Origin of the sequence: Flaviflexus massiliensis (assembly GCF_001375495.1) — a bacterium.
GTDB classification, from domain to species: Bacteria; Actinomycetota; Actinomycetes; order Actinomycetales; family Actinomycetaceae; genus Flaviflexus; species Flaviflexus massiliensis.
Window position 1 is genome coordinate 920,338 of the sequence record NZ_LN831058.1, and the last position, 20,225, is coordinate 940,562.

Annotated in this window: 16 protein-coding genes and 1 pseudogene; 11 read left to right on the top strand and 6 right to left on the bottom strand. The window is 57.8% G+C overall.

Annotated features, from left to right (window positions below; translation table 11 throughout):
- The first annotated feature begins 78 nt into the window (after positions 1-78).
- Positions 79-522: an RpiB/LacA/LacB family sugar-phosphate isomerase gene (locus BN1241_RS08230; RefSeq protein WP_054953143.1), complete on the top strand. Its 444-nt coding sequence runs from the start codon at positions 79-81 to the stop codon at positions 520-522.
- Between the two features lie 16 nt (positions 523-538).
- The gene (gene focA, locus BN1241_RS08235) at positions 539-1,432 is read left to right on the top strand and encodes a formate transporter FocA (RefSeq protein ID WP_054953144.1); all 894 of its coding nucleotides are present in this window, start codon (positions 539-541) and stop codon (positions 1,430-1,432) included.
- Positions 1,433-1,591: 159 nt separating this feature from the next.
- On the opposite strand, the gene BN1241_RS08240 is transcribed toward focA, so the two are convergent.
- The 4 genes from BN1241_RS08240 to BN1241_RS08250 form a co-directional block, all read right to left on the bottom strand.
- Positions 1,592-3,439, bottom strand: a complete 1,848-nt coding sequence (locus BN1241_RS08240) for a BCCT family transporter (RefSeq protein WP_222704427.1) — start codon at positions 3,437-3,439, stop codon at positions 1,592-1,594.
- 343 nt (positions 3,440-3,782) lie between these two features.
- On the bottom strand, positions 3,783-5,636 hold the full coding sequence (locus tag BN1241_RS13315) for an ATP-binding domain-containing protein (protein ID WP_222704428.1): 1,854 nt from the start codon (positions 5,634-5,636) through the stop codon (positions 3,783-3,785).
- Complete coding sequence (locus tag BN1241_RS13320) at positions 5,605-6,819, bottom strand: exonuclease domain-containing protein (protein ID WP_222704429.1); 1,215 nt, start codon at positions 6,817-6,819, stop codon at positions 5,605-5,607. The genes BN1241_RS13315 and BN1241_RS13320 overlap by 32 nt, the downstream gene beginning before the upstream one ends.
- 147 nt (positions 6,820-6,966) lie before the next feature.
- Positions 6,967-8,451 carry an MDR family MFS transporter gene (locus BN1241_RS08250; protein WP_054953146.1) on the bottom strand — a complete coding sequence of 495 codons (1,485 nt, stop codon included), beginning with the start codon at positions 8,449-8,451 and terminating at the stop codon, positions 6,967-6,969.
- A 272-nt stretch (positions 8,452-8,723) separates the two neighbouring features.
- Between BN1241_RS08250 and BN1241_RS08255 the strand changes: the two genes are divergently transcribed.
- From BN1241_RS08255 to BN1241_RS08270, 4 genes are all read left to right on the top strand, one after another.
- A complete protein-coding gene (locus tag BN1241_RS08255; protein WP_054953147.1) occupies positions 8,724-9,815 on the top strand; it encodes a hypothetical protein in 1,092 nt (363 codons plus the stop codon).
- Positions 9,816-9,954: 139 nt separating this feature from the next.
- Complete coding sequence (locus BN1241_RS08260; protein ID WP_054953148.1) at positions 9,955-10,611, top strand: hypothetical protein; 657 nt, start codon at positions 9,955-9,957, stop codon at positions 10,609-10,611.
- A gap of 404 nt (positions 10,612-11,015) precedes the next feature.
- Positions 11,016-12,452 (top strand): NAD-dependent malic enzyme, encoded by a 1,437-nt coding sequence (locus tag BN1241_RS08265; protein WP_054953149.1) that lies wholly within the window; start codon positions 11,016-11,018, stop codon positions 12,450-12,452.
- Between the two features lie 158 nt (positions 12,453-12,610).
- A complete protein-coding gene (locus BN1241_RS08270; protein WP_054953150.1) occupies positions 12,611-13,564 on the top strand; it encodes an AEC family transporter in 954 nt (317 codons plus the stop codon).
- Between the two features lie 35 nt (positions 13,565-13,599).
- Here BN1241_RS08270 and BN1241_RS08275 read toward each other — a convergent pair whose 3' ends face one another.
- Both BN1241_RS08275 and BN1241_RS08280 read right to left on the bottom strand, forming a co-directional pair.
- Positions 13,600-14,508 carry a pirin family protein gene (locus BN1241_RS08275; protein ID WP_222704430.1) on the bottom strand — a complete coding sequence of 303 codons (909 nt, stop codon included), beginning with the start codon at positions 14,506-14,508 and terminating at the stop codon, positions 13,600-13,602.
- 156 nt (positions 14,509-14,664) lie between these two features.
- Positions 14,665-15,582, bottom strand: coding sequence for a GNAT family N-acetyltransferase (locus BN1241_RS08280; RefSeq protein WP_054953152.1), 918 nt, complete (start codon positions 15,580-15,582; stop codon positions 14,665-14,667).
- Positions 15,583-15,720: 138 nt separating this feature from the next.
- Between BN1241_RS08280 and BN1241_RS08285 the strand changes: the two genes are divergently transcribed.
- The 5 genes and pseudogenes from BN1241_RS08285 (at position 15,721) to nrdG (ending at position 20,168) form a co-directional block, all read left to right on the top strand.
- Complete coding sequence (locus BN1241_RS08285; protein WP_222704431.1) at positions 15,721-16,380, top strand: class I SAM-dependent methyltransferase; 660 nt, start codon at positions 15,721-15,723, stop codon at positions 16,378-16,380.
- An 18-nt stretch (positions 16,381-16,398) separates the two neighbouring features.
- On the top strand, positions 16,399-16,605 hold the full coding sequence (locus BN1241_RS13325; RefSeq protein ID WP_222704432.1) for a hypothetical protein: 207 nt from the start codon (positions 16,399-16,401) through the stop codon (positions 16,603-16,605).
- 21 nt (positions 16,606-16,626) lie between these two features.
- Positions 16,627-16,926: pseudogene (locus tag BN1241_RS13330) on the top strand (DinB family protein); the annotation flags it as partial.
- Positions 16,927-17,367: 441 nt separating this feature from the next.
- Positions 17,368-19,533, top strand: a complete 2,166-nt coding sequence (gene nrdD / locus BN1241_RS08295) for an anaerobic ribonucleoside-triphosphate reductase (RefSeq protein ID WP_147599360.1) — start codon at positions 17,368-17,370, stop codon at positions 19,531-19,533.
- A gap of 2 nt (positions 19,534-19,535) precedes the next feature.
- Entirely contained in the window at positions 19,536-20,168 is a 633-nt protein-coding gene (gene nrdG, locus BN1241_RS08300; protein ID WP_230198292.1) for an anaerobic ribonucleoside-triphosphate reductase activating protein, read from the top strand.
- Positions 20,169-20,225: the final 57 nt, after the last annotated feature.

Genomic DNA, 20,225 nt, shown 5'->3' on the forward strand with positions numbered 1-20,225 from the left:
GCTGGGCTGGATTTTCCATTATATAAACCGGATGATTCCGTTAATATTTTGTCCGAGTTGATGGAAGGACGTTGACAGATGAAAATAGTTATCGGTGCACCCGCCAACGGTGCAGAGCTAAAAGAGGAAATCAGAAAGTTCCTTGAGGAGGACGAGCGAGTAACGTCGGTCGCGGACCTCTCAAGCCCGGATGTCACGTACCCGGATGTGTCGATCAGCGCCGCGGACATGATTGTCGGCGGAGAAGCTGATCGTGCAATTCTCATCTGTGGGACCGGAATTGGCACGGCGATTGCCGCCAATAAGGTTAGAGGTGCCCGCGCCGCGACCGCACATGATCTCATCACCGCACGCGGTGCGGTCGAGAACTACGATGCTCAGATTCTGTGCATGGGGCAGAACATTATTGCTCCCGCCTACGCTCGTGCACTCGTTGATGTGTGGCTCGATGCAACGCATGATCCTGCCGGGTTTTACGGCCCCAAGGTTGCTGAGATCAGTGCCTTTGAAGAACGGCGATGAGGTTAGGAACAGTCCAATGACGAGCCAGACCGGAATCCTCTCCCCAGCAGAAATGGCGAAAGCCGCGGAGGACGCTGCCTTTGGTAAGGCAACGAGCAATCAACTGAAGTCGTTCTTGCTCGCCCTCACGGCAGGTGGCTACATTGCCCTAGGCTTTGTATTCTTCGTGACCAGCCAGGTTGGTGCGGACGGAATGTCGTGGGGCGCCTCCAAGGTCCTCGGCGGACTCGTTTTCTCCACGGGGCTAACTCTTGTGGTCCTGACGGGTGCCGAACTCTTCACGTCCTCAACGTTGACATTGACCGCCCGCGCCAGTGGCAGAATCACCACCTGGCAGCTGATCAAGAACTGGATCATCGTCTATCTCGGCAACTTCTTGGGTGCCATGACAATCGTTGCGCTTATCTATTTTGCTCGCACCTGGGAACAGGCCGCAGGTGGCTGGGGAACGGTCGTGCTCGATGTGTCACTCAAGAAGGTGAACCACGACTTTCTCACAGCGTTCGCTCTCGGAGTTCTGTGTAACCTCATGGTCTGCTTGGCGATCTGGGCAGCATACGGTGGGCGCAACACGGTCGATAAAGTTGCCGCAGTGACGCTCCCGATCGCACTCTTTGTGGCAACGGGATTTGAGCATTCCGTTGCGAACATGTTCATCATCCCCCTGGGGATCCTCATTGCATCCTTTGCGGGGGAGGGGTTCTGGCAGGCATCCGGACTCGATCCCTCGGCCTACGGTGACCTCACGTGGGGCAACTTCTTTGCGGACAATCTCTTGCCCGTGACGCTGGGAAATATTGTTGGCGGTGGCGTCATGATCGGCATTCTCTACTGGACGATCTTCCACTTCCTTAATAAGCCTGGAAAGCCCATGCCAAAGCCAACCGTTGCCGGCAGACCGGCACGTTGAATAATTCTGGTTGTCCGGTGACGAAGCGAAGACGATTGTCCGTAAGAAGTGACGGAGTGCAGCACCTGTCGTGGTGCCGCACTCCTGAATGCAATGGACGATAGCTCACGACAATTTCGGGTGATTGACTGTTGCTATCGTATGTCTCTCAAGGCCGCATTACCCCTCTGACTCGATTGTGGTTTCTTCGTCTTCGTTCTCCGGGCCCTCCCAGGTCTCGTCGATATCACCAGCGACTGCGAGGTCACCGGCTACGCGAATATCACCCTCGAGCATCCAAGCTCCGTCTTCGTGAGTCCAGGTAGGTTCCGGTAGCGGATTTCCATCCTCGTCATATCCGGGGGCGGGTTTGTTCTCAGCTTCTTCGAGTGCTTGCGCATCGAAGGTGCGTTCCCACTTTCGGGTCTTGACAGGCTTGGCTGCTGCACGGTCCTCATTCATTGCCTTGACCAGGGCCCACATCATGAAGAACTCAATGAGGAAGAAGGGGAGTGCCACGATGATGACAACCTCTTGGATGGCTGAGATCCCGGATTCGGGTGAGATCAGCAGGAGTGCGGCGGTGACGGCACCGATGCCCACGGCCCAACCAACACGATAGATTGTCGGAGCCTTATTTTCTTCACCGGTTGAGAACATGTCCATGACCAGGGCGGCGGAGTCAATGGAGGTGATGAAGAAAATGACGATGGTCAATAGCGCGATCGTTCCGATGAGACCGTAGAGCGGATACTGTTCCAAGAGGCTGAAGAGCGCCACTTCAGTCTGTTCGTTTTCAACCACGGGCTGAGTAAGTACCCCCGGGTTGTCCAGCTCCATTTCCAGTGCGGCGCGGCCAAACACGGAGAACCAGATCAGAATGAAGATGGTGATGAGGCTGAGCACGCCTCCGATGAAGCCGCGAATAGTGCGACCACGGGAAATGCGGGCGATAAACATGCCAACGTACGGACCCCAGCAGATCGTCCATGCCCAATAGAATGCCGTCCATTTAGACATGAAATCTGGGTTTTCATTGTGGCTATCCACCCAGAACATAAGCTCGGGGAGCGAAGATGCGTAGATGCCGAAAGATTCAACAGTCTGCTCAATCAGGGTGAGGGTGGGGCCGGCGAGAAGAACAAAAATCATGAGCCCCGTCGCCATGACAATGTTGATATTGGACAGGAGCTTGATGCCCTTATCGAGTCCAGAGGCAACGGACAGGCAGGCTGCAACGGTGATAAACAGGATAATCGCCAGGTGCATCCACGATGCGATGGGAACGCCCCACATGATGTTCATGCCGGCATTGATCTGGAGCACCCCGAGACCGACCGAGACGGCGATGCCGAAGGTTGTGCCGATGATGGCGAGGGCATCAATGAGCTTGCCCGGCCATTCATACACCTTCCCCTTGAGGAGCGGAGCAAAGACCGAAGAGATCCTTTCTGGCATCTTTCTCTTGTAAATGAAGTAGCCAAGTGCGAGACCGGGAAGAGCAAAGACAACCCACATGTGCGCACCAAAGTGGTAGTACGTGAACTCGAAAGATTGCTTGATCGCCTCCTCGCTCATCGACTCCATGTTGCCCCGTGGCGGATTGTAGGCGTGGTGTAGTGGCTCTGCGGCACCCCAGAACATGAGGGTGGCACCCAGGCCAGCAGCAAAGAGCATCGCGAACCACACCGGTGTCGAATACTCGGGCTCGTCGTCATCATCACCGAGCTTCAGATTGCCATAGGAGGAGACGAAAATGCCGATGAGGAAGAGGAAGATCGCCGAGACACCACCGATGTAGAGCCAGCCGAAGTTGGCCATAAGTGAGCTGGAGACAATGGAATACACGTTTCGTGCGCCGTCGGCAAACGCGAGCGTGCCAGCTACAAAGGCGATGATGAAACCGGCTGCCGCAAGGAAAATTAGGGGGTCGGTCTGGAGGCCAAGAAATCGTTTGCGTGGATGGCCAAGTTTATCTGGTGACGTCTCTGCCATCGTAGTATCTGAGTGATCGTCTCGAGAGTCCATGATGCCTTCTTCGTAGGTAATGGAGGGTCGGGGAACAAACGGTTACTTAGACTAGGTCAAGTCCCACCAACATTCATCCCAAACTAAGTTTGTGGATATTTGTCGCAAACCCTGTAGTTCCAATCGGGATATGCTATTAGAGACGATTATTTTCGAGAGCAGTGGCAAAGCGTATTCCCGGGATATTGGGATGTCACCCTGTGGTCAACCAACAGCAGACGTGTTCGTAAGCTTCGGCGGAATCCGCCGATATTCTCATCTCAGCGCCAACAGGTTTCTTGGCAATGCTGTCGGGGCTCCGCTGGCCGCACTGATTTCGGGTCCTCAGTGAGCTCGATAGGGACTAGCCTGCCCAGTCCAAGAACTGTTCCGCCGTGAAGACAGGTTTATTCCAGGTGGCTGCCTTCTTGGCTTTGCTGGACTGAGAGCCGGCCTCGGCAACGATCAAAACATCGGTCCTCGTCTTCGTCAGGTTCTGCTGGGGCACGAGGCCGCGAGACTCAGCAATTGCGTGCAGCTCCTCTTTCGTCATCTCCCCACCAGTTGGGTGAATGACCGTACCGGAGAAGCAGATTCTCGTACCCGGAGTAAGGGTTAAGTCAATATCAACCTCGGCTGCTTCCTCAAAGTCGTCAGGAATGATCGCGACACCGAAGTGCTGTTCTGCCGCGCGGATTCTGTCAACAACCTCCCGATCGTGCTGAGTGACCCGGTCCCATGCGCCCCGCAAAAGACCCGCCAGAACCTCAGCAGGATCAGCATCCGTGTTGAGATTGCCGCCCACAACAAATCCCGTCGGTAGCGTTGTTCCCTGCGGCCCGGTCGTGCGTGCAAGGAGAAAACCTTGACCGCCCACGATCTCACGAAAAGCAGTGCCCGTGCCAGGAAGGGACTGACCGGAGGCACCCAGGCGAGTGGATGCATCTTTGATGGTGCGGGCTCGTTCGAGCGCCGACGGGGCGTTGAGCCTCGTCTTCTCTTCCAGGGTCAAAAGATCTAAAGGGAGATCGAGACCGAGCGGGATCGGTTCAACGATCCCGTTGCGCTTGAGCTCGAAATCAATGTCGGCCAGGTGGCGATCAATATCTGGACCAACGGGAATCCGGCCGGCAAGAACCGAACCTAGCGCGGGCCATGCCTCCCTCAAGAGCGGGGCGAGCTGAACATCCCGCGTCTTGATCCCGTACTCGGTTCCCGCCTGATAGAGATCGCTTGTCGGATTGATGATGGTGGTGGTTTCCTCCCCATCGTCCGTCACCACCGCGATCTCGACGGGACGGGGTTTCGACCGGTCCCCGTTCGTCCCGACCGTGAGAATCGAAAGGTACGCTTCGCCCCGGGGTGCGGAGGAGGTCTTGCCGGTGGCGAGATAGCGGCGGACCCGAATGTCGGTCTTGAGGTCGCGGGGCAGAACGTCGCGCTTGAGGACCAACCCGGACAGGCTCGTGCAGCGGGAGAGCGCGACGTAGAGCTGACCGTTCGCGAAAGTGCCACCCGTCAGGTCAACGATGACGCGGTCGAGCGTCTGCCCCTGGGACTTGTGGATGGTGATCGCCCACGCGAGTTTGATTGGGAACTGGGTAAAGGAACCAATTATTTCGTGTCGCAGGGACCCGCCCTCAACAACAGGCCTTGTGACATCCCATCGGTGCTTCTCCACCCACTCTTTCCTGCCGTCACTCAGCTCCACGCGGATCCTTGGCCCGTTCTCGCCGATGTCGATCGTGAGAATCTTCCCCAGGGTGCCATTGACCCAGCGGCCGCCCTGATCGTTGTTGAGCATCATGATCTGAGCGCCCACTGCGAGGGCGAGCGAGATTTCGGTGGGGAATTCGAAACCATCGGTTTCCCCAGTCACAAGTGCTTCGAAGTGATGAATCGGTCCGGGTAGGAGCTCGAGGAACTGGCGGTTGCGGGCGGTGACGATCCGGTTTGTTGTTGCGAGGGTGAGCCAGAATTCTTCGTTTGGGGGATGGAAGTCCGGATCGGTCCTGGTGTTGAGTTCTGCTCGCGCTTCCTCCAAAAGCTCTCCCTCACGAACGGCATTGAGGAGACTTACTAGATTGTCGTCGCCCTGCTGGCGGAAGACAGTGCTGAGCTCGACAACGGGGAATGTTGCTGGATCAAACGAACGAGCCGAGAAGAAGAACGGGGTCCCGTACGTGTCAGCAATCCACTGCGCTTCCGTATCCTGCACGACTGGTGGTAGCTGAAACAGGTCGCCGACCAGGACCAGCTGAACCCCGCCGAAGGTGTTCCCCTGGCCGGGGGCCAAAGCGCTCCAGAGCAGCACTGAGGGCGTCGAACAGGTCCGCGCCCACCATGGATGCCTCATCAATAATCAAGGTGTCGAGGCTGGAAATTGCTCTGATAAATCTGGACGGATAATAGCTTTTGCTCCGCACGTAGTCTTCATTCACCCCGATGGGGAAGGAAAAGAGGCGGTGGATCGTGTAACCGTCAACATTGAGGGCGGCGATTCCCGTGGGGGCAACCGTAATTGTGTTCCGGTTCGAATTCTCCACGAACTGACGAATAACAGTGGACTTACCCGTACCGGCCTTACCCGTGAGGAAGAGGTGGCGCCCCTCGTGCAGGTGATCGAGCGCTTCCCGAAACTCGTCTGTTAGGACCAGTGAGGGGCGGCTTATTGGAGAGGGACGCCCCGTTCCCCCCTCGGGGTGATGATTGTTGGTGGTGTCGCTAATCGTGAAGGGCTGGACGGTTTCTCGAAGGTTCTTGCCGTGACTAGGTGGGACCGGTGCCCACAGGGCATGCGATGCTGCCAGTGGTGAGGCCGTGCCGCGGGTTTCATCCACCTGGAGGAAATGCTCAAGCATTGATGCCGTGGCGTATGCCTGATCGAGAGTTGACTGGGGATTGGGAATGCGTAGCCCAAGAGTCCGGCAGCAGTCAGCCAGGCGCCTGCGGACAAGATCGGGAAGATAGTGCTTGCTTCCAGTCAGGGTGCACCACGTTCGAGAGCTTGGAGGTGGTAACCGTGCTCGCGCAAACTCTGCCTCAAGGAACTCATTCGTGAATTCGGCATTGTGAGTGACAACAACGAGGCCGGATACGATCCGATGGAGGAGCTGTGCGAGGTCGGTGAAGCGGGGAGCGTCCGCCACATCCTCGTCCGTGAGCCCGTGGAATTTCGTTGCCGCCATCTCCCGCAATGGGTTGACCGTCGAGTTCCAATGGTCGAGGGGGCGGCCTCTCGCATCCAAAAAGACGGCCGCTATCTCAACAATCCGATCCTCACCCGCAGACAGTCCCGTCGTGGCGAGTGAGATCGAAACGAAACGGCGCAGATCCTCGGTTTCTTTCGGGTCCGTCAACCCACGATCGAGTAGTTGGTGTGCAGGATCGACAAAAACCACGGGGCACCTTCGAACGATGGGGCGGGACCCCACCATTATCTCAACCCGCGCGGCGCAATGTGATCAAAGCAAATCAGCGGTGGACAAGGTCCGGTTCTGTTGATGACTTATCGAGGGGGTGACGATGTGTGGGGAAGGCTTCGTCTTCTATTCGGCCACGAGCTCCGTGACGTCAATGTCCTGCTTAGGTTTGGTGACAAAGAAGGACAGGACAAGGGCCACGCAGGCAGTGAGCGCCGAGGCGAAGAATGCCGAGTTCGCACCATCAGCCTGAGCAACGACCTCATTTGCACCATTTGCCAGTGATTCGGCGGTCACGGTATCGAAGATCGAGATCATGACAGCGGTTCCCGCGGCACCGGCAAGCTGCTGCAGGGTGTTGAGGATGGCGGAGCCATGGCTGTACAGGGTGCGCGGCACCGAGCTGAGTGCGGTTGTCATGAGCGGGGTAAAGAGCAGGCCGAGTCCGCCCGAGAAGATGACATGCAGGGCGATGATGAAACCGCGTGAGGTGTTCTCGTCGACTGTTGCGAACGCGAACAGGGTTCCGACGGAGAGGATCATGCCGGGGATGATGAGCGGCCGGGGTCCCACACGGTCGTAGATTCTGCCCACGAACGGGGAAATGAAGCCCTCAAACAGCCCGCCGGGCAGAAGCACCAATCCGGATGTTAGTGCGGTGACGAGCAGGGAGCCCTGCAAGTACAGCGGCAGCGTGTTGAGGACGCCGAGCATAGCTCCAAACAGGAACAGAAGAACCAGAATGGATAGCGTGTAGTTCCTGTAGCGGAGGGGACGCAGATCGAGCAGGGCACGATCGGTTCTACCCAGGGCAATCTGACGCCACACGAACAGTGCCAGGCTGATCAAACCGGTAATAAACAGGACGATCGCGAGCTCAGCGGTAGGCCCTCCGATTCGGATTGCTCCGATCGAGGAGACGCCAAAGATGAGGCCACCGAAGGCGAGAGCCGAAAGAATGACCGAAAGGAAATCGAGGGGTGCCTTCTTTGTCTCGCCAACGTTCGTCAGCCACATGATCCCGACGAGCGCCGCAAGAAAAACGAGAGGCACCATGACCCAGAAGATACCGTGCCACGTGGTGAAGTTAAGAACGAAGCCAGCAACGGAGGGTCCGAGAGCGGGAGCCACGGCCATGACCACTGAGATGAGGCCCATGACGCTGCCGCGAATCTCGATCGGAACCACCGTCATCGTCACCGTCATGAGTAGCGGCATGATGATCGCCGTCCCCACGGCCTGAGCCACCCGGGCAAGTAGCATGATGATGAAGGTGGGGGCGATGGCAGCGATGATTGTGCCGACCAGGAATATCACCGTGGCAAAAATAAAAACGGACCTGGTGCTGAACCGTTCTAGGATCCAGCCCGTTGCCGGCATCACCACCGCCATGGTCAACATGAATCCGGTCAGCAGCCACTGCGCGGTGGTGGCCGTGATGTCGTAATCGTCCATGATCGACGGCAGAGCAACCGCGAGGGTTGTCTCGTTCAACATCATGACGAATGCCGCGAACACCAGGACGAAAAGAATGACCTTGATCGGTACGGTTCCCGTCCCCTCGTCGCTGCGGTCCGAGGAGTGATTCGGTGAGACGTGCTCGTGTGCCATGAAAGCGTTCCAGTCGTGAAGATACTGCCCCGAGCGGGGAGGCCAATCCGATAGGCGGACTCGTGCCAGCATAGGGCAATAAATCCGCGGTAAAAACAAACTGTGACACATCTGCGAATGCCAATCATTCAGATCTCTCACAGCAAGACGGAGACGTGAGATGAGGTGTGCAAGGAGGTGGAAACCATCCACGATGCTGATGGTGGGATAGGGGTCTGCTTGAGTACGTGCCGCGATAGGCTCGCATCGACAGTCTGCTTGGGGGAGTGAACATGTGGTCATTGGAAAACCGGGAAACAGGCAAAGCGTGGACCGGCAGGGCGGATGGTGCGGTGCTTTACACCTCCTCGGGAAAGGCCGAGCGAGCCAAGGAGTCTTCCAGCAATGAGGATGCTGAAGCGAAACTCGTCAGTGATGTGTGGGCCAAGCTCAAGGCAGGGTTCGTTGCTCGCAGGGCTGATGGTGTGTGGCTGGCGCATGCAGGAAAGGGGCACGCTTGGCTCGGAAGCAGCCCCATTGCCTCCGCTGAGGAGGATGACAGTTTCTATGCAATACTTTCCCGTCAGGGCCGCAACATTCTCGTGTACGCCCAAGAAAACTGTGACCTTTCGGAGTTTGTTGATCTTCCCGGGGAGCGAATGGTGCGGAGCATCGCCTACGTTAACGGGCTCGTACTTGCCAACATGGACGGTCAGATTCACTCAATTGATCCGCAAACCGGCACCTCAAAGGAGCTAACCACCGTTGAATTCAACCTGGGTGGCTCCCTCGAAGTGCGGGGATCTCTTGCGTGCTGGCACGACGGAACACGCTGCATAGTCCAGGACTTCAACACGGGAGAAACAGTGTGGAGCAGAGAGCTCGTTGCAGGTATGTGGGAGGGACACACTCCTATGCTCGCACTTGACCTGGGCACCGATCGGGTTGCCTACTGCGTGAGTGAAAACGAGATCATTGTTGAGAACTTTGCAGGTGGCCAGCAGGTCATCGTCAAGACCGAACCGGAGCTGACCGAGAATCTATGGCTGACCGGGGAGGGCACACTGTGGTCGCACGGCCCATATTCGCCGATCCGACGGTACGACCTCGAAACGGGAACAGAAGGCTGGGCCCAAGAAAGTGACGAGAACGTGGCGCTCGACTTCGATCGTGAAAGAAGCCGGCTCTCGATTGTTCAAGGCTCCCACGCCCGCATGATCATTCCCTATAACCTCGTTGAGCAGGATTCTCTTGAGCTCGAGTACGTGGTTCACACGGCCGGAGTGGCCTTCACGAGAAATGGGCTCGCAGTTCTCACTGACCGCGGCAGTGTCGGTTGGTATCCCCTTCAGGAACAGGCAGAGAATCGGGAAGATTCAAAGTAGGCGAACTGAGGCAGGTACGGATGGCTTGTGCTGACTTCGGGAGGTAGATGGGTCTTCCCTAGGTATATGGGCCCACGTTCGGTTGCGTATTTTCGGTCAAAATCACAGGTGAACCACCCCTTGAGAGAATGCGATACTCATGCGACTGCTGCGCCGCCTTGCCATCCTTACGACCGCCACTCTGATGCTCACCGCTTGCCAGAGTGACACCTCCGACTCCTTCATCTCCGAATACGAAGGCCTCAACGGTGTCGTGTCCGAGGGAGGGGAGTACATGGAGGTCAGCATTCCCGAGGATCACAGGTTCTTGCCAGCCACCGAAGAACAGGTACGTGAATTACTTGATGACGGGGATGGGGCAATCTATTTTGGATTCCCGGAGTGTCCGTGGTGCCGCAATGCTGTATCGCCTCTGACCGAAGCTGCCGCTGCCGTCAACCTTGACCAGATCCATTACGTCAACGTCTCAGAGATCAGAGACCAGAAGTCGGTTGACGATGATGGGGAGGTCGTGACCGAAGAAGAAGGAACCGACTACTACGAGTTCCTCCTCGATGAGCTCGGCGATCACGCTCCCGAATATCCGGGCATGGAGGGGAGCGGCGAACGTAGGATCCTGGTTCCACTCGTTGCCGTGGTTGTCGATGGCGAGGTGGTGTCCAATCACCTGGGAACCGTGGAAAGCCAAACTGATCCGTCAATCCCGTTAGATGGTCTGCAAAGGCAGGAGCTCATCGGTATCTACTCCGCCATGTTTGAAGAGATTCCGGGGTGTGGACCTACCTACTGCGAATAGGGACAGTCGCAAGCCACTTTCGCCTACTGCGCTCTGAATGCTCCTGCGGCCACGACTGCGTGCCCCCTTTTTTGCTTGCTTTTTCTGATTTGAGTACCTGGTACTCGTCTCTTTTTCGCGCCTATGAGTCGCTGCAATGCCGCAGTCGTCATCGCCCCGACCGGATTGGAAGAAGAGCAATGTGCGTAGCGTCGAAATGGTCACCGAACGCATTGGTTTCTTGACGATCTGCATTCCAAAAAACAAGCCCGGTACTAGCTACTTAGGGCATAACTCAAGGCTTGGGAAATATGAGTTAATTGTCCGGTTTCCTTTGATGGGACTTTGTTTCATAGAGAGAAATAAGGTGGGTTTTCGGCCTAGAATGTTGGGGACACATCAACAAACTCAACGAGGAGTCCCACATGGTTGCACCCAGTCCCGGCTATTCAATTACCTTTCGAGTCGAGACCCCAGCGTCCTTTTCCGCAAGCTCAGATTTAACCGCAGCGATTGGTGAAACGGGGGCAGCCATCACCGGACTTGACGTCGTCGGATCTGGTGACAACTCCATGATTATCGACGTCTCCGCCAACACCCGCGGACTGCGCCACGTGGAAAAGATCAGGGAGAAGGTCAACAGCCTGGCAGGGACTCGGGTGCGCAGAATTTCCGATCGCACCTTCGTGATTCACAACCGGGGCAAGCTCGAAATCTCCCCGCGCATCGAACTGCGCAATAGGGAAGACCTTTCCCGCGCATACACTCCCGGAGTTGCTCGAGTCTGCCTCGCGATCGCGGAAGACAAGGACAATGCTCGACGCTTCACGATGAAGGCAAACACGGTTGCTGTCGTCACGGATGGAACCGCGGTCCTCGGGCTCGGAGACATTGGTCCGGAGGCGGCTCTTCCGGTCATGGAGGGGAAGGCAATTCTTTTCAAGAAGTTCGGCAATGTCGATGCCTGGCCGGTCGCCCTCGACACGAGGGACACCGAGGAGATCATTAGCATCTGCAAGGCGCTCGCACCCGCCTACGGTGGCATCAACCTTGAGGACATTTCAGCACCGCGCTGCTTCGAAATTGAACGCCGGCTCCGCGAAGAACTCGACATTCCGGTATTCCATGACGACCAGCACGGCACCGCCATCGTCACCCTGGCAGCACTCGTTAACGCTCTCAAGGTCGTGAAGAAGGACATCTCCGACGTTCGCGTTGTCGTCTCCGGAGTGGGTGCAGCCGGCTATGCCATCATCCGTCTCCTCATGGCTTCCGGAGTCCGAAACATTCTTGCTGCTGGTCGCAACGGTGTCATCGAGCGCGGCTCCACCCATGCCGATGAGCACCGCAACTGGCTGGCTAACAACACGAACGAAGAAGGCTTCAGTGGCAGCCTCAAGGAGGCTGTCGTCGGTGCGGATGTTTTCATTGGAGTCTCGGCCCCCAATGTTCTGGATGGTGAGGATATTCAGAACATGAACAAGGATGCGATCGTGTTTGCGATGGCGAATCCAGATCCCGAAGTGGATCCCGAAGTGGCATCCGAATACGCCGCCGTGGTTGCGACCGGCCGGTCGGACTTCCCGAACCAGATCAACAACGTTCTCGTCTTCCCCGGATTCTTCCGCGGGTTGCTCGATGCGCAGGCGACCGGCGTGACCGATGAAATGATGGTGGCAGCAGCCGATGCCATTGCTGGCACCATCACCGACAGTGAACTTAATCCTGGATTCCTCATTCCCTCCGTGTTCGATCCGAGGGTCTTGCCGGCCGTGTCGAAGGCTGTTGAGGAGGCCGCCCGCAAGAGCGGACTCGTGAAGAATATCGACATGGATGGTGACGTCATCACCGCCGAAGGCTAGGCCAGCAATTGCGGGTGGGGTACTGATTGGTGCCCCACCCGTACGCATGCTGACCCAGTAAACCCCCACGCCTGGGGATCCGATACTCTGGCTGAAGAGCACCACCGCGTGTGGTGCTCCGCTTTTATTCGATGTGCTTGGGAGATTTTTTCTTGGATGTGGTGATTGTCAGCGCGCCTCTGTTTGCTCTCATGCTGATCGGATATCTCGGTGCAAGATTCGGGCTCATCCCCATCGAAGCCATCAAAGGACTCAACAACTACGTCCTCTATTTTGCCCTGACCGCGATGCTGTTCCGCATCGGCTCCGCATCCCCCTTGGAGGATGCGCTCAACCCGATCGTCATCGGTATTTGGCTCGTTTCCTGCTGGAGCGTCATGGCCATTGCCATCGCGTATGGCCGTGCCAAAGGCCGCACCTGGCTCGACTCGTCGTTCGGCGGTCTGGCAGCTTCGCTTCCCAACTCCGGATTCATGGGCATTGCTCTCGTCACCGCAATCATGGGAGCCCAGCACGCTCATCTCGTCGTCCCGGTGATTCTGACCGAAATGGTGGTTTTGCAGGGGTCGGCAATCGCCTTCTCACAGCTGGATCTGCCGCAGGGAACCGGCCTGCTCACGAAGCTGAAGGCCTCCTTTTCTGGCGTCTTTGCCAATCCCATCGTGTGGGGCATCGGGGCCGGAGTGATCTGGGGAGCGACCGGATGGGCGCTGCCCAGCGTGCTGGATGACATCATTGGAATCCTTGCCGATTCGGCTACCCCGGTCGCGCTCTTCACAGTGGGAGCCGTTCTCTATCGTGAGCAGAGGCGTGCAGCGACCGAACCGAGCAGGTCAAGCCGCACCTACATCGCCATCATTGCCGTCCTCAAGGTCATCGCCCTCCCGCTGATCGTGTGGGGGCTGGGGAGGATGCTGATGAGCATGGGAGTGGCATTGACGAGCGAGCAACTTGCAACACTCGTCCTCATCGCGGCGCTACCCGGAGCCGCGAACACGACGATCCTGGCCGAGAAGTACGGTGCGGACAGCGGCCTTATTGCGACCGCTTTGCTCGTCACTTCAACGGTCGGCTTCGTCACCTTCAACGGCGCAGCCGCCCTCGTCGCTTAGTGCAGGGTGCTGATCACTCTGTCAGCGCGTGACCGCTAAGGAGTTTCGCGGGGTTTGATCCGCACGTTGGGCAGTGTCGGTGCGGGGAACGGGGCAGGTTTGTTGTCAGGGAACGTTTCAAAGCGCGGCTCGGGCACTCCATCAAAGTAGATGCCGTTCTCGAGCTCGGGAACCATTGCCTCGGCATCTGACTCATCGATCTCGTTCTGCCAAGATGTTCGGTATTGGACGATCTCGTCGTGGCTTGGGCCGACGAAGTTCCACCACATGACGATCTTCTCCTCGAAGGGGCATCCGCCGATGAGCATGATCCGCGTTGGGGTTGTGGCCGAGAAACTGAGGCGCCGAGAGCCGCGGGGAATGTAGGCGAGATCGTCCTTATCCAAGCCTTGCGAATGGTCTCCGGCGTGAATGGTGAGGTCTCCAGTATCGAGTAGGACTCCGTGCTCGAAGCTCTCATCGACGTCGACCGTCACCGTTTCTCCGGGGTTGATGAGGATCTGGGCGGCCAGGGAATCGACCCAGGTGTCGACCGTTGAGGTGGTTCCTGCGAGGGAGCCAATATAGGTGAGGACAGTTCCTCCCGGAACCGTCACCGGCTCGGCAACATAGTGTTGAGAAACGGCAGGGGAGTTCCGGACCCGGTCGGGAAGCGCATACCAGAGCTGGACGCCGTGCAGGATGCCGGTGTCGGAGGTGGAAAACTCTGAGTGGGAAACACCGGAACCGGCAATCATGAGGTTCACTTCGGAGGGCTGGACAACATTGGTGAATCCGGTGGAGTCAATGTGCTCAATGCTGCCTTCGAAAAGCAGGGTCACGGTGGCGAGGCCCGTGTGTGGGTGGCGGGGGACCAGCATGCCACCCGTTTCTCCCACGTTGTCAGGACCGTAGTGATCGAAAAAGCACCAGGGGCCAATGAGGGAGCGCCTGCGCTGAGGCAATGTGCGCCTGATTGTGATAGCCCTTGGCCCGCCGAGTGGCACCTGCCGAGCCGTCCCGATGTCGACAATCTCGGACTTTGAGACATGCTCGCATTCGTACTCAGCCGGGTTAATCTCGGTGTTGGTAATGACCCAATTCTGGCACGAAAGTAGCGCTTAGCGGCCCAGATCGAGGTCTGCCAGCACCCAGTCGGCCACGGGTTCATCGGCCACGAACCCGGCCGAGCGATAGGTGGCAATCGCCACGGTATTCGCCGTATCGGTGCAGACGAGCCCGCTCGATGCCCCCATCTCACGCAAATGCCCCATCGCGGCACGGACAAGATTCCGGCCATAGCCGAGACTCCGAAAACCTGGATGGATCGCGAGTGGCTCGAGTAGCCCCGGGCATCCCACGCCCGCAGACCACACAGATACCACTCCCACCATGTCATCCCCCTGATACATGGCGAGGTGGCGAGCATCGACCAGGTTGGCATCAACCATGGTCTGAAAGTTGGTGGCAGCCCGCTCCTCTTCGTCCGGGGTGTACGGGGTGGCGTGGAAGCCGGAACGGTGCACGATCATCCACTCGCGAGGCGAGTCGATAGCGCTCACAACGCGCAGACCAGCCTCACCGAGAGCTTCTTCGAATTCGACCGGGGTGGACAGGTCAAAATGCAGGGCCGTCCACAACTCTCCCCGCTCCCACCCATGCTCGCCCAGATAGGAATCGAGCATGCGTGCGCGGCGGGACTCAACCGAATGCTGACCCGGAGGGAACAGACTGGCTTCGTTCTGCTCTGTGAGGTCACGCGCAATCGCCACGCAGACCCCCCGGTCCTGTGCTGCACCGGGGGAGAGAGCAAGCCGTAGCAGGTGATCCCCGTCAAACATCCCGATCGCCAGGACTTCGCCATCCTCTGCCTGCCATGCTCGCAAGTGAGAAGCAGTCACCTCCAAGCCCCGCATCGAATGCCACCCAATGTCGCCGGGATGAAGCTGGATGGGAGAGCGATCCTCCTGCCAAGTTGACAGGGTGGCGATGAGGGACGGGAGTTCAGAAACTGACGGTGTCACCAATGAAACCTTCATCGCCCCATTCCACCACGATGAGCCAAACGGAGCAATGAGCTTTCGCTGTCATAGACCCGTTGTGACAATTGTGTTCCCAGGTTCCGCATCCCGGGATAATGCTGAGAATGGAAAGCCTTGCCCGGAGGAGCGCGATTCGTGAGGCTTGGTGTCATGGCGCACCACGACCGCGGCGAGCACTCACCCGAAATTATAGATCCCACACAGTACTGGGACGACCGATACACGAGACCCGACAATATCTGGACTGGACACGTCAACAAAGTGCTGGCTGAAGTCGCGGGACAGCTCCCGGTTGGCCGTGCCCTCGACCTCGGGTGCGGTGAAGGCGGAGACGTCATCTGGCTAGCCAAGCAGGGCTGGCAGGCCACCGGAATCGACATCTCCACGAACGCCATCGCCCGCGCCCGCAAGGCAGCAGAAAACGAAGGTCTGGCCGAAAACCAGGCACGCTTCATCGCAGGAGATCTGAGCGAGCTGGCGCTCGCGGATGAGTTCAGTCTCGTCAGCGCAAGCTTCTTCCAGTCACCGGTCGCTCTCGATCGCTTCCGCATCCTCAGGCAAGCCTCACAGCTGATCGCTCCCGGCGGCTACCTTCTACTGACTTCGCATGCGATCATGCCCCACCATCCACATACGGAAACCATGGTAACCCCGAAGGAGGAGGTGGCGGGCCTTGCCCTCGATCCCGACGCGTGGCGACTTCAAACGGCTGAGTTGCGGACCCGCACCCACACCTTTAGGAACGGAGACACTGCAGAGCTCAGCGACTCCGTCGTACTCTACCAGCGTCTCTAATCCTTCCGAGGAGGAACAATGTCAACAGAACCACGACCAGCCGATTCCGATTCAACAGAGTGGACGTTTGTCATCACCGACGACTGTCGCCAATGCGGCTACGTTCCCCACGACGTTACCGAGACAGCACGGCGGCTGGCTGACCTGCCGGGGCGATGGAGCAAAGCCCTGGAGGGGCCGAACGCGACCATACGTCCGCAGGAGGGCATCTGGTCGCCTGTCTAATACGGATGCCACAGCCGCGACCTCATCGAAGTCCTTGGAGAGCGAATTGAACTCATCCTGGGTGGTGATCGACCAACTTTTGCAAACTGCGACGGTGAGGCCGAAGTGGTTAGTGGAAGATTCTGGGAGGCCGACCCGGCCGAGCTGGCACAGCAAATCGCTTCTGAGACGGAACGAACGATCTCCATATATCAGCGGGTCACCGAGGGTGATTGGGATCGCGAAGGTCTGCGAGGTGACGGGAAGGCCATGACAATTGCGGATCTCAGCCGCTACCTCCTCCACGATCTTGAACACCACCTCGTGGATGTTGACGGATAGAAGCGGACAATAGGACTAAGGTCCTGAATTTATGCGTTTCTGATTTTCTGCGCCTCCATGTAATTGGGAAACTCCGGCTATTCGCGTGAAGTGTGAAATTGCGCCGCTTGAATCGCGTCACTAATCGTTTGTTGAAGCGACACGTTGACTCATAAATATGAGTGATCACCTTCGTTATGCGAATAAAGAGGGTGAAAGTTGCGGAAATGACTGCCTTGCGACACGCGAGACTCTCGGACAAATCGGACAACATTCAGAATTGCGCACGATGTGTGGAAGCTCGCCTATTACGGGTTTGCCCGGAGTTTTGAGGCGTGTTGTTTTGTGGGCTCAAATTATTCATGTCATGCAAGCCAAAGCTTCCTTGGAGCCGTGCTTACAGCCGTGTAATTTGAAGGGGCACCCCAAGATGTAGTGTTCAAAGCGGAAGTGAGGCACAAGATGTCGTTGTTGTTAGAGAATCTGGTCGGGACCGAAACCGTCATTGTCAAGCGCGACGGCCGCCAGGTGAAGTTTGATTCCAGCAAGATTTACCGCGCCGTCGAAGCCGCACTTCTCGATCGCGGAATTGAAGACCACGACTTTGTGCAACGGGTGACCGCGGACGTTGTTGGCTCCCTCGATTCGGGAACCCTCGATATCCCAACCATCCAAAGCGCGGTCGAAGACCGCCTCATGAAATCCGAATATCCGGAAGTGGCTCGCGCCTACATCGAGTACCGGCATGATCGCGACAAGGACCGCGAGAAGGCCATGGACGTGCATCACTCCGTGGGTCGGCTTCTCAACCGTGACAAGGCAGTCATTAACGAGAACGCGAACAAGGATGCCACGGTCTTCAACACGCAGCGCGACCTGACGGCAGGATCGGTCGCGAAGGCATATGCGTTGAAGGAGCTGCTACCGCGACCCGTTGCAAACGCGCACATCAAGGGTGATATCCACTTCCACGACTTGGACTACAACCCGTTCCAGCCGATGACAAACTGCTGCCTCATCGACATCCCCGCCATGCTGAGCGAAGGCTTCCAGATCGGCAACGCTCGCGTCGAATCCCCGCGCTCCATCAACACCGCCACAGCCCAGATCGCCCAGATCATTGCCAACGTCGCGTCTTCCCAGTACGGGGGATGTTCTGTCGACCGCACGGACGAAGTGCTCGCACCGTATGCCCAGATTAACTACGAGAAGCACCGGGCGGAGGCGGAGAAGTGGGTGCCGGAGAACAAGCGTGAAGAATACGCCATGGAGAAAACACGCAAGGACATCTACGATGCCATGCAGTCCCTCGAGTACGAGATCAACACTCTCTACTCCTCCAATGGTCAAACCCCCTTCGTCACGCTCGGCTTCGGGCTGGGAACCGGTGTCTTCGAGCGTGAAATCCAGAAGGCGATTCTTAAGGTGCGCATCGGCGGCATCGGTAAAGACAAACACACGGCGATCTTCCCGAAGCTCGTCTTCGGTCTGCGCAGGGGGGTGAACCTCGAGGAGCCAGATCCGAACTATGACATCAAGCAGCTGGCGCTCGAATGCTCGACGAAGCGCATGTACCCCGATGTCCTCTCCTACGACAAGCTGACCGAGATCGAGGGAGATTACAAGGTTCCGATGGGCTGCCGCTCCTTCCTCCCCAAGTGGGTTGATCCCGCAACCGGTGAAACGGTCAATGCTGGTCGCAACAACCTCGGAGTTGTCACCCTCAACGTCCCCCGCATCGCCATCGAGGCCCGCGGTGACATGGAAAGGTTCTGGGAGCTCTTCGCGGAACGCATGGAGATCGTGAAGGAAGCACTCCTCTACCGGATTGCTCGCTGCGAGGAAGCAACCCCGGCCAATGCCCCGATCTTGTACCAGCACGGTGCCCTTGGCAAGCGCGCACCGGAGGGCAGGGACTCCGTGTCCGAGTTCTTCCAGGCCCACAGGGCAACCGCCTCCGTTGGGTACATCGGACTCTACGAGGCTGCCACCTGCTTCTACGGCCCCGAGTGGGAAACGAAGCGCGAAGCCAAGGACTTCACGCTCGCCATTCTCAAGGCCATGAACGACTACGCTACGTCCTGGCGTGAGGAGCACCCGTACTGGTTCTCGGTCTACGCAACGCCCTCCGAGTCGCTAACGGACAGGTTCTGCCGTCTCGACAGGGAGAAGTTCGGGACCATCGCTGATGTCACCGATAAGGACTACTACACGAACTCCTACCACTACGACGTGCGCAAGAAAATCACGCCGTTTGAGAAGATCGAATTCGAGTCCGAATACCCCGAGTACTCAAAGGGTGGCTTCATCCACTACTGCGAATACCCGAAGCTCACCCACAATACGAAGGCCCTCGAGGCGGTCTGGGACTTCGCATACGACCGCGTCGCCTACCTCGGTACCAACACTCCGATCGATCGCTGCTACGAATGCGGCTTCGAAGGTGAGTTCAAGGCCACCGCGGCAGGCTTCGCCTGCCCGGACTGCGGAAACGACGACCCGAAAACCTGCGATGTCGTCAAGCGCACCTGCGGCTACCTCGGAAACCCGCAGCGCCGCCCCATGGTCCACGGCCGCCACACCGAGATCGCCAGCCGCGTCAAGCACATGGATGAGGTGACCAACTAGCTGTGCCTGTGAAGGATGCGGATGGAATCACGCAGCCGGCGGTAGGGGAATGGGATGGGAAGGTCCTCTCCGCCGGCTACGTGGCCGACTATAAGCCGTTCAACTTTGTTGACGGGGAAGGAGTTCGCTGCTCACTCTACGTATCGGGGTGCCCATTTAAATGCCCGGGTTGCTACAACGAGGCGGCGCAATCCTTCCGTTACGGTAACGGTTACACGGACGAGCTGGAGGACAGGATAATACGAGACCTCGCGCAACCCTACGTGGCTGGACTATCGCTACTGGGTGGGGAACCCTTCTTGTCCGCTCCCATACTCCTCCCGCTGGTTAAGCGTGTGCGAGCTACTTTTGGGGAAGAGAAGACCGTGTGGATCTGGTCCGGTTATACCTACGAGCGGCTCCTCATTGAGACCGCAGATAAGAAAGAGTTGCTGGAACTGTGCGATGTACTGGTGGATGGCCCGTTCATTCAGCGCCTCTATCACCACGATCTTGCCTTCCGCGGCTCCTCCAATCAGCGAATCATCGACCTACCCGCCTCGAGAGAAGCGGGGGAAGCCGTGCTCTGGGAGAGCGGGGGACGAGATACCGAGGACCGGGTTCCGTCCCTCACACCGGCAACCCCCAGCTCATAGCCATACCTGAGCACTACCCGGAATCGGTATCGATTCCGGGTAGTGCTCTTCGAAAAG